Origin of the sequence: Paenibacillus sp. IHBB 3054 (genome assembly GCF_051594305.1) — a bacterium.
GTDB lineage: Bacteria > Bacillota > Bacilli > Paenibacillales > Paenibacillaceae > Paenibacillus_AQ.
The window spans coordinates 223445-231746 of record NZ_JBOFBG010000003.1 but is presented as its reverse complement, the minus strand read 5'-3'; the positions used below and the strand labels follow the sequence as shown (position 1 = coordinate 231746).

Sequence of the window (8302 nt, the reverse complement as noted above, 5' to 3'; positions counted from 1 at the left end):
GAGGGCGAAAATGCGCATATTGCATACGGGCGACTGGCATTTGGGCCGTACGCTGGAAGGACGGAGCCGGCAGAAGGAGCAGGAGCAGTTCATGGATGAGCTGGTGGAGATTGCCGATGACTCCAAGGCCGATCTTATTCTAATGGCGGGGGATGTTTATGATTCAGTCAACCCTCCGGCTGCGGCGGAGCAGCTGTTCTATGATGCCGCAGCCAGACTGACGGCGAACGGCAGGCCGCTTGTTGTCATCTCCGGCAATCATGACCAGCCGGAGCGGGTAGCTTCCGTGTCTCCGCTTGTGCGCAGACAGGGCATCACCCTGGTGGGGCTGCCTACCTCGGAGCCGGTGACGGTACATGCCGTCCGGACCGGAGAAATTGCCAAAATCGCTGCACTTCCCTATCCCTCCGAAGCCCGCCTCGGGGAGCTGCTCGCCGGGGACAGCGGGGAGGATGAGCTCCGGCTGGCCTACAGTGCGCGGGTAGGCAAGCTGATGAAGCTGCTCGGCCGGGAGTTTACACCGCAGACGGTGAATCTGGCCATGAGCCATATCTATGTGCTCGGAGGCGTGGAAAGCGATTCGGAGCGTCCCATTCAGGTAGGCGGAGCTTATACCGTAGATCCTTCGGCTCTGTCCTGCGGTGCGCAGTATACGGCGCTCGGACATCTGCACCGCGCCCAGCGGGTCAAAGGCGAGGGCATGATCCGTTACAGCGGCTCACCGCTGGCCTACAGCTTCTCCGAAGCGGGCCAGGCCAAATCGGTGACGATGATTGATGTGGCACCGGGCGGGGAGCCTTCCTTCGAGGAAATCTATCTCCGCTGCGGCCGTCCGCTGGTGAACTGGAAATCTTCCGGCGGACTGCAGGAGGTGTATGGCTGGCTTGATGAAGGCAGGGATGCCTCCGCCTTTATCGATCTGGAGCTGCGCCTGAGCGAAGCGATGTCGATGAATGATATTCAGCGGCTCCGCAAATCACGGGAAGGGATTATACATATCCGCCCGATCTATCCGCAGATGGAGCTTGAGCTGGAGGAAATCTCCCGTTCGCGGATGCCGGTCCAGGAGTTGTTCCGCAAGTTCTTCCAGCGGCAGACCGGCGGTGCGGAGCCGGAGGACAGCCTGATCGAGCTGTTCCTTGAACTGACGGAAGAAGAACGGCGGCAGCCGGAGGAAGGGGAGGAGAACTAGGTGAAGCCGATTCTATTAAAAGTATCCGGGCTGCAAAGCTATCGGGAGCAGCAGGAGATTGATTTTGCGAGTCTGACGGAAACTGGGCTGTTCGGGATCTTCGGACCGACCGGCAGCGGGAAATCCAGTCTGCTGGACGCTATTACATTAGCGATGTACGGCAAGGTGGAACGAGCAGTGAACGGAACGCAGGGAATTATGAACCATTCCGAGGATCAGCTCAGTGTGGCTTTCACCTTCGAGCTCACTTCCTCCGCCGGTGTCCGGCGTTACCGGGTGGAGCGGAAATTCAAACGGACCGGGGAGCAGTCCATCAGCAATACAATCAGCCGGTTCATCGAGGTCACGGAAGACGGAGACCAGGTTATGGCTGACAAGCTGGCGGATGTTACCCGCTGTGTAGAAGAGCATATCGGACTGAAAATGGATGATTTCACCCGTGCGGTGGTTCTGCCGCAAGGCAAATTTGCCGAGTTCCTGTCGCTGCGGGGTGTAGACCGCAGGCAAATGCTTCAGCGGCTCTTTCACCTGGAGCAGTATGGCGACCAGCTGGCCCTCAAGCTTAGCCGTCGGGTCAAGGAGAACGAGGCGGCGCTGCGGGCGCTTGAAGCGGAGCAGCAGGGCCTTGGCAGTGCAGGGAAGGCGGATGTAGAGGCCGCAGCAGAGCGGCTGCAGGAAGCGGTCCGCCATGCAGAGGAATGCCGCAAGAAGCTGGAGGCGGCTATGCAGCTTGCCGAGCGCTTCGCGAAGATCCGCGAGCTGCAGGAGGACCGTTCCCGCCGTGAGCGGCGGCGGCAGGAATTGCTGTTGCAGGAGGAGAACGTCCTCCTGCTGGAGCAAAAGCTCGTCAAGGCTGACGAAGCCGAGAAGCGGCTGCCTGTGCTGAAGGCGTGGCGAAGCGCCGAGGAAGCCTGGCGGAGCCGGCTCGCTGTTGCCGAGAGCCGGGAGACCTTGGCAACCGCCGCCGAGCATGAGGCGGCGGGGCTTGCTGCGGCCGAGGCTGCGGCGCAGGCTGCGCTGGCCGCCGAGGAGCCGGCCCTCCGGCAGGGGGCCGATACCTACCGCCGCGCGCTGGAGCTCGAAGCCGAGCTCAGCGAACTGCGGCGTGAGCGCGCTGCGGTGCAGGCGCGCCAAGGCGAGGCCTCCCGCGGGCTGGCTGCCCGGCGGGAGAGCATGGCCCGGGAGCGTGAGCTTTTGGCCAAGGGCCAAAAGCGTCAGCAGGAGCTGCAGCAAAGCCTGCAGCCGCTTGCGGTCCGCTCCCAGGAGCGGCAGTCTCTGCAGGAAGCGATGCAGAGACTGCAGGAACTGCACTCCGCCGAGTCCCAGTGGGAGACGGCGGAGCGGGAGCGCCGCGAGCGCGCGGCGGTGCTCGCGGCGGCAGAGGCGCGGCTGGCCGCCGCCGAAGCCCGGCGGCAGTCGCTGGCCGCAGCCCGCGGAGAGCACATTGCTGCGGCTGCGCTGCACCAGGAGGAGCTGCGGGCTGCGGAAGCCGTTGCAAGAAATGCCGCCGAGCGCCTAGAGCTGCACGGCGGCACGCTGGAGGCTGCGCTGAAGGAGCAGGAGCTGCACAGGCTCTCGCTTACCCTAGCCCGCGAGCTGCAGGACGGGCAGCCTTGCCCGGTCTGCGGCAGCGAGCATCATCCCTCGCCTGCGTTGTCCCAGGACAGCGGCGGGCGGGAAGGGCTGGAAACTCAGCTCCAGCATATCCGTGCGCTTGAGCGGCGCGCGCTGGAAGCCCGCCATCTGTTCCGCAGCCTGCTGGAGCAGGATGGCGCATGGCTGGAACAGATTTATGGTGAAGGGGTTATAGGCGACGCTCTGAAAACACCTGCGGCTGCAGGACTGGCGCAGGACAGCACGGACGCCTCTATGCATTCAGCTTCCACCGGGATCATCCCGGATGAAATGTCCTTATCCGGGCTGGAGGCGCAGCACATGGCCCTGAAAGCCCGCTCCGGCGAGCTGCGCCGGGGAGCGGCGGAATGGCAGCGGGGGATGCAGGAACAGCAGCAGCTATGCCACCAGGAAGCGGCTGCGGCCACTGCCGAGACGGCCTGGGTGGAAGGGCTTGCCGCCAAGGCTGGCGATCTTGCCGCCCGGTTGGGCACCTTGCGCCAGGACTGGGCGCGGCTGTTCCCTGAACTGGCCGTGGATGAGGCCGAGAATGCCTATCGCGGGATGCTGGCAAAGGACGAACAGGCTGAGGAAATCAGAGGCCGGCTCGACATCAGCGTGAAGTTTCTTGAGGAGAAGGGCAATGCTGTACAAGTTCTGCAGGAAGAGATTGCCGGGCTGGATAAAGAGCTGGCCCAATGGAATGCCCAACTGGAAGGCAAAGAAGCGCTCGAGCGCGAGAAGGAGCAGCGTCTGCTCCAGTGGACAGGCGGCCGTTCTGCCGCCGCCTTGCTGGAGGAATGCGAACGGCGTCTTCAGGTGCTGCAGGCGGCGCTGGACAATAATAAGCAAAGGCACCGGCAGGCAGCGGACAGGGCGCAGCATGAGGTGAAGGAGGCGGCCATTGCCCGCCAGGCGGCGGAATCAGCGCGAGAGCATAGCGCTGCGGCCGCGGCCCACTGGGAGGAGAGCCTGAACTCTTCTCCGTTTGTTTCAGCCCCTGAGGTTGAAGGGGCGGCGCTCATGCCTGAGGAACGCAGCGGAGCCGCTGCCCGTATTCGGGCTCACCGGGAGGAAGAGGCGGAAGTGACGCTTCAGCTGCGGAGCATCGAGGAGAAGCTGTCCGGAGCCTCCTTAAGCACTGAGGAATGGCAGGAGAGCCAGTCTGCCCTGCAGACATGCAAGGAAGAAGATGAACACTCTCTGCAGAGCCGTGCGCGCGCAGAGCGTGATCTTGAGGATCTGCAGCACCGCCATATCCGCTGGATGGAGCTCGAAGGTCAGCGTAAGGAGCATGCAGCGCAGCAGGACCGGCTGTCCAAGCTGCAGGCTGTGCTGCGCGGCAACGCCTTTGTGGAATATATCGCCGAAGAACAGCTGATGCAGGTATGCCAGGCCGCTTCACAGCGGCTGCGGTTCCTGAGCAAGCAGCGTTACGCACTGGAAGTTGACTCTGGAGGCGGCTTTGTTATCCGCGATGATGGCAATGGAGGAGTCAGACGTCCGGTCTCGACGCTGTCTGGCGGAGAAACCTTCCTGACCTCCCTCTCACTGGCGTTGGCCTTATCGGCACAGATTCAGCTGCGGGGTCAGTATCCGCTGCAATTCTTTTTCCTTGATGAGGGCTTTGGTACTCTTGATCCGGATTTGCTGGACACCGTCATTACTTCACTCGAAAGATTGCATAATGACCAGCTGTCCGTCGGGATCATCAGCCATGTTCCTGAGCTCCGGGCGCGACTGCCGCGCAAGCTGATAGTCGTGCCTGCTGAGCAGGGCGGGGGCGGTTCGCGTATTCTTTTGGAAAAAATGTGAAAGCGGGTTGAAGGTGTGATGACAATCACAGATACACCTTCAACCCCCTGTTATAATACAGCTAAGCCGACATCATTTTGAAACACCTCGGCGGACGTATGACCGGGAAACGCTCCTTTTCATACGTCCGCCGCCGAATCAGCTTTTTAAGCTGGTAGGGTGTTTCTTTTTTTTTGCTTTTTTTATGAATCTGATGGATCCCGAAGGTTGAGATCCCTGTCAGATATGCGACTAGATTAAGCTATCATTACCTTGTTCCCCCGTACCGAACCCACAACTACACATAGAGAAGCGCCTCAGCAGTGCCTTTTTGACAACGATTACTTTGTATGACGATCACCCTGAATGTTGGATGCGGATGATGTGGGGACAAACAGAATACACCTTTTCTGTATCTGATACAGATAAGCGGGATATAAAGCTCCACATAAATATATATGGGCTGATAGAACACAGTCCGTGCGTAAAAAGTTCGAAGTCTGAAGTGCGTCCTGGGTAACAAAGGAACTGTGCAGATAGATGCCCCCGGGAGTCAGGCCACAAGCGAAATAAATAAAACAATGCCACCCCGTCTGCCAGCAGCTAACACTGTCTATAATACAGCCATGGTGATAAGCAGAGTTCTGTATTATCCCTAGTACACATTTTCACTAAGCATTGTCCTATCCATGTTTGAGCTATCCTCCTGCTTGCGTGTGTATTCATTTCATTTGACTGATGATATGATCTTTCCGGCTTCCCCGCGTTGTATTATTCTTGTGCCGCTTTCGTAATCCATGATTATCCTGTATGATTAGAGAACATAAAAACTAATTGTGGCGAAGAAGGCCGGTCTGAAGAATTACTACGGAAGTATCGCTCCACAAACTTTTAGGAGGAAGCGTTGTATGGAAACTGTCTTTAGCAAGATTATTGAAGGCTCAATCCCTTCCAAAAAAGTGTTCGAGAACGAGCGGATACTGGCATTCTACGATATTGAGCCTGCCGCACCGGTGCATGTGCTGATTATCCCTAAGAAGTTCATCGCTTCGATGAATGATGTCACGGCTGAAGATCTGCCTCTGATCGGTGAGATTCACGCTGTAGCGCAGCAAATTGCTATTCAGTTGGGAATTGCGGAGACAGGCTACCGTCTGATCAACAATTGCGGTCCGGACAGCGGACAAGCCGTGCCTCATCTTCATTATCATTTGCTTGGCGGTGCCAAACTGGGCGCACTTGTCGGCAATTCCGCATCACATGCTTAGCAGATATTTCAAATTCTGATAACCTGCCTAAAAAAAGAATAACACGAAGGTTGACACCTTATTTCGGTTTGACCTATAATGAAATATGATGAACCGTGTTATGCTCTTGGACGGTCTGGTCGGAGGGAGGGAAAACTGGTGTCTGAAACGAAAGTTCGTAAAAACGAGACAATTGATGCTGCACTTCGTCGCTTTAAACGTTCCATCGCTAAAGATGGTGTCTTGGCTGAGGTGAAGAAACGCAAGCATTATGAGAAGCCAAGCGTAAAGCGCAAGAAGAAGTCTGAGGCTGCTCGTAAGAGAAAGTTTTAGGAGGATTACCCACGCATGAATCTTAGCGAACGATTAAACGAAGATATGAAGCAAGCGATGAAGAGTAAGGACAAGTTCACACTCTCCACCATTCGAATGGTTCGTTCTACAATAAAGTATCTTGAAATAGATTTGAAGAGAACATTAGACGACAACGAAGTGCTTGATATCCTTAGTCGTGAAATCAAACAGCGCAAAGATGCCCTCCAAGAATTTGAATCAGCGGGTCGCGACGAGCTTGCCGCGAGTACGAAGGCAGAAATCGAGATTATCATGAAGTATCTTCCCGAGCAGCTTTCCGAAGAAGAAATTAAAGTAATTGTACAGCAGACCATCCAGGAAACCGGTGCTTCTTCGAAAAGTGAAATGGGTAAGGTCATGAGCGCACTGATGCCTAAGGTCAAAGGTCGCGCCGATGGTAAACTCGTGAACCAGGCGGTTCTGCAATTTCTGCAATAATATAACGCTAGCACCCCTTGAATAAAGGGGTGTTTTTCATTATCGGTGGATAAAATGAAGGGAGAAAGTAAAGCGCAGCTTACTTCCTCCCTTTTTTTGTTGCTCCGCCCTGTTTCCGGTAATGTGTTCCTGTACAGACCGAACGATTGTTTGAAACATATTTCCGGGAATGGCGTACTAAGGATTATGTGCTGGAGTTATTTTTAGAGAAAGGAGGTTTACAAGTGAAAAAAATCCGTAAAATTGCCTTTTCGGGCATAGTCACCGTCCTGCTGCTGATGCTCTTGACGCCGTTTGCAGCTTACACGCAAGCAGAGGGGACCTCTTCGGCTGCAGGAGGAACGGCTGCGGAAAAGCTGAAGGGCGGGCCGGTGTTCATTATTCCGGTTGACCAGGAGATTGAACGCGGACTGCAAAGCTTTTTGGAGCGGGGATTTGAGGAGGCGGCAAAATACGGGGCGGTTCTGATTGTACTGGAGATTGATACACCAGGGGGACTTGTCGACTCTGCGGAACAAATCGGGCAGATGGTCAGGGACAGTGAAATTCCTACAGCTGCTTATATTAAAGGAGATGCTGCGTCTGCCGGCAGTTATATTGCCCTAAACGCCAACTCAATTATTATGAAGCCCGGAAGTATGATCGGCGCTGCATCGCTGGTGGATATGAACGGAAAGAGCGTGGATGACGCAAAGATGGTCTCCTACTGGAAATCCAAGATGGTTGGCGCCGCTTCACTGAACGGACGTGATCCGGAGATTGCTGCAGGAATGATGGATGTGAACCTTGTCGTGAACAAGCCTGAACTCGGGGTGAACAAAGCGCAAGGCCAAATTATTGCCTTGACCAGCGATGAAGCGCTGAAAGCCGGATATGCCGATCATCTTGCCGATACGCCGGAAGAGGCTATCACTTTGCTTGGCTATTCCACAGACGACATTTTTCGCGTGGAACATACCGGAGCAGAAAAAATGTCGCATTTTCTGACAAATCCGATTATTATGACGATATTGCTCTTCATCGGCATCGCCGGAATTGTCATTGAGCTGCTGGTGCCGGGCTTTGGCGCTCCGGGAATTATCGGGACGCTCGCATTTGCCCTTTATTTCTTCGGCAACTATGTGGCGGGCTTTGCTGGAGCGGAGACCTGGCTGTTGTTCATTCTGGGACTTGTCATGCTTGTGCTGGAGCTGTTTGTCCCAAGCTTCGGAATTCTGGGTTTGCTGGGCTCTGTAAGCCTTGTAGCAGGCGTTGTTCGGGCTGCGTTCAGCTTAGAGCATGCAATGTTGAATCTGGGAATAGCCTTTGCGGCAGCCACAGTAGTTATCGCCATCGTAGCTGTGGTCTTCAAGGAACGGGGCATCTGGAACCGGTTTATTCTGCGCGACAGTCTAACCAAAGAGCAGGGATTTGTTCCGGTGCTGGAGAAACTGAGTCTGATTGGTGCCTCGGGCGTCAGCATTACACCGCTTCGTCCGGCCGGAACGGCCTTGGTCGGCAATGAACGTGTGGATGTGGTAACCGAAGGGAGCTTCATCAGTTCGGGGGTTCCAGTTTCCGTGGTGAAGGTCGAGGGAGGCCGTGTGGTTGTGAAGAAATCCGAGAAATAAGCGGAGCCTGCAGCCAGTATGTTTATGAATTTTAAAAATGTAACGGAGGTTGA

The 8302-nt window shown here is 56.0% G+C and carries 6 protein-coding genes; all 6 read left to right on the top strand.

Annotation, left to right across the window (positions count from 1 at the left end; translation table 11 throughout):
• The first annotated feature begins 10 nt into the window (after positions 1-10).
• The 6 genes from ACQ76X_RS06510 to ACQ76X_RS06485 all read left to right on the top strand — a co-directional run bounded on the left by ACQ76X_RS06510 (position 11) and on the right by ACQ76X_RS06485 (position 8249).
• The gene (locus tag ACQ76X_RS06510) at positions 11-1192 is read left to right on the top strand and encodes an exonuclease SbcCD subunit D (RefSeq protein ID WP_438492389.1); all 1182 of its coding nucleotides are present in this window, start codon (positions 11-13) and stop codon (positions 1190-1192) included.
• A complete protein-coding gene (locus ACQ76X_RS06505) occupies positions 1193-4621 on the top strand; it encodes an AAA family ATPase (RefSeq protein ID WP_438492387.1) in 3429 nt (1142 codons plus the stop codon).
• 887 nt (positions 4622-5508) lie between these two features.
• Complete coding sequence (locus ACQ76X_RS06500) at positions 5509-5868, top strand: histidine triad nucleotide-binding protein (protein WP_038595438.1); 360 nt, start codon at positions 5509-5511, stop codon at positions 5866-5868.
• 138 nt (positions 5869-6006) lie between these two features.
• Positions 6007-6180 carry a 30S ribosomal protein S21 gene (rpsU, locus tag ACQ76X_RS06495; protein ID WP_005547957.1) on the top strand — a complete coding sequence of 58 codons (174 nt, stop codon included), beginning with the start codon at positions 6007-6009 and terminating at the stop codon, positions 6178-6180.
• A 15-nt stretch (positions 6181-6195) separates the two neighbouring features.
• Positions 6196-6639, top strand: coding sequence for a GatB/YqeY domain-containing protein (locus tag ACQ76X_RS06490; RefSeq protein ID WP_074085706.1), 444 nt, complete (start codon positions 6196-6198; stop codon positions 6637-6639).
• 278 nt (positions 6640-6917) lie between these two features.
• Positions 6918-8249: an NfeD family protein gene (locus ACQ76X_RS06485; protein ID WP_438492481.1), complete on the top strand. Its 1332-nt coding sequence runs from the start codon at positions 6918-6920 to the stop codon at positions 8247-8249.
• Positions 8250-8302: the final 53 nt, after the last annotated feature.